4 protein-coding genes are annotated in these 1,801 nt (G+C 65.1%); all 4 read left to right on the forward strand.

Annotated elements, in window-relative coordinates; genetic code table 11:
* Nucleotides 1-122 precede the first annotated feature (122 nt).
* Complete coding sequence (locus FOA17_RS13420; protein ID WP_275260039.1) at nucleotides 123-284, forward strand: JAB domain-containing protein; 162 nt, start codon at nucleotides 123-125, stop codon at nucleotides 282-284.
* A gap of 106 nt (nucleotides 285-390) precedes the next feature.
* The gene (locus tag FOA17_RS13425) at nucleotides 391-909 is read left to right on the forward strand and encodes a DNA repair protein RadC (RefSeq protein WP_149142021.1); all 519 of its coding nucleotides are present in this window, start codon (nucleotides 391-393) and stop codon (nucleotides 907-909) included.
* Nucleotides 910-1,010: 101 nt separating this feature from the next.
* Nucleotides 1,011-1,502: a DUF6878 family protein gene (locus FOA17_RS13430; protein WP_149142022.1), complete on the forward strand. Its 492-nt coding sequence runs from the start codon at nucleotides 1,011-1,013 to the stop codon at nucleotides 1,500-1,502.
* 10 nt (nucleotides 1,503-1,512) lie between these two features.
* Nucleotides 1,513-1,801 (forward strand): DUF6915 family protein (locus FOA17_RS13435; protein ID WP_420841713.1); only part of this gene is annotated, 289 nt, incomplete at its 3' end.

A 1,801-nucleotide genomic window follows, 5' to 3' on the forward strand; every position in this document is an offset into this window, starting at 1 on the left:
CAAAACCAGAAACATCCAATGCCAGCAGATATGCACCGTTATGTGTCCGACTTCGGTCCACAAGCCATTGAAAGACCAACCCATTTTGACGGTAGGACACATAAGAAAACGGGGCACAAAAGATCCACAACCACCCGTCGGGCGATCCGACGCCGTCGGAGGCCGATCTCAGCATGACCAAGGAAATCCAGAAAGGCTGCAAGTACCTCGGGCTGACGCTGCACGACCACATCATCGTCGGCGCCGGAACGGAACTGAGCCTGCGTGCTCTGGGCAAGCTCTGATGGTCCCAGCAGACCTGCCTTCGCCCCTTCGAGGAAGAGGGCGCCGGTTTGGTCTTTGACGGCTGAGGCGGGGAGAGAGGCTTCCCGCGCCGTTGGAGATTTTCCTATGCTCGACTTGCCCCTGCCCATCCACCCGACCACTGGCCCGCGAGGCTTCTCGCCGGTTTTCGCTGTGGGCGATGCTGATCCCAACCACCCCTTTGCCCTGACCCTGTCGCGCCGCACGCCTGCGGATCTGATGTCGGGCCAGGCCGCACCCTTGGTTCTCGCGCGCTTTGCGACGCTGGCCGATGCCATGCTGGGCGCGATCGACCATGCCGAGGGGATGGCCACGAACACCGCGCCCCTGCTGCTGGCGATCTTCGACCGCGACGAGCGCCTTGTGCTGGCCGGGGCCGCCAGCGACTGCGCCGTCGCGTGGTGTCACCCGGTGATGAGCGCCACAGAAGCGCGGGGCGTGGTGACCGAGGCGAGCCAGCTGCGCGCGCAGGCGGGCCGCGCGGCTGCCTGGGGTGAGCCCGATCTGGCGCAGCGGCTGCGCCACCGCGCCGATCTTCTGGATGCGCGTCTCGTCGATCCACTCTGGCGCGCCTTCGCCGCCCGGGCGCTGCAGGTCGCGGCATGAAGCCCGAGAGACAGAGAAGGGCAGGGGGGATTTGGAGCTTGTCCGGGGGAGAGAGATCGCCCGGCCCGGCTCCGATCCCTTCCCCTTACCGGAGACACCCGATGACCCTGACTGAACCCACCCTCGCGCCCCCGATGGCGCCCTCGACCGTCGACATGGCGCAGATCTTCGCGGCGCATGCCGAGCGTGCTGCTCGGATCGAAGCGCTGCGCCCCGGCAACAAGGATCGCCTTTTCGACGGCCTCACGGCGGCCGGCATCACCCATGTCACCGTGACCTTCGACGGGGCCGGGGACAGCGGCCAGATCGAAAGCATCGGCGCGTGGTCCGGGGAGAATGCCGTCGATTTCCCCGCGACCGAGATCGCCTATGCCGCGCTGACCTGGGATGACCCCCAGGTCGAGATGCGGCAGCTCTCGCTGGAGGATGTCGTCGAGCAGCTTGCCTACGATTTCCTCTCCGACACCCATGGCGGTTGGGAGAACAACGACGGCGCGTGGGGCGAATTCTGCTTCGATGCTTCCGCCCGCTGTATCCATCTCGAGTTCAACGAGCGCTTCACCTCGTCCGAACTCCATACCCACGATTTCTGAGGGGGCGGCGATGGCACATCCCTATCACCACGCCCTGTCCTCGGTGAAGAAATGGGGCGGCACGGTCGACTGCTACTTGGCCGTGCATACCTGGTTCGACCAGAGCAAGGAGATCACAGCCGACTTCCGGCATCGGGCGCTGCGCCACCATGCCGAGGGCATCTTCATGGCCGTTACATGGACAGGCAAGCGTAAAGGCGCAGGGGTCTTGGGTAGGAACAGGCCGACCGCCGCGCTCCCAAAAAAGCTGGCGGTGGTCGGCCTGTTCCGTGTGCAGGACCGCATTTCATTCCAATTCC

It is taken from the genome of Gemmobacter caeruleus (genome assembly GCF_008271655.1).
Taxonomy (GTDB): domain Bacteria; phylum Pseudomonadota; class Alphaproteobacteria; order Rhodobacterales; family Rhodobacteraceae; genus Gemmobacter; species Gemmobacter caeruleus.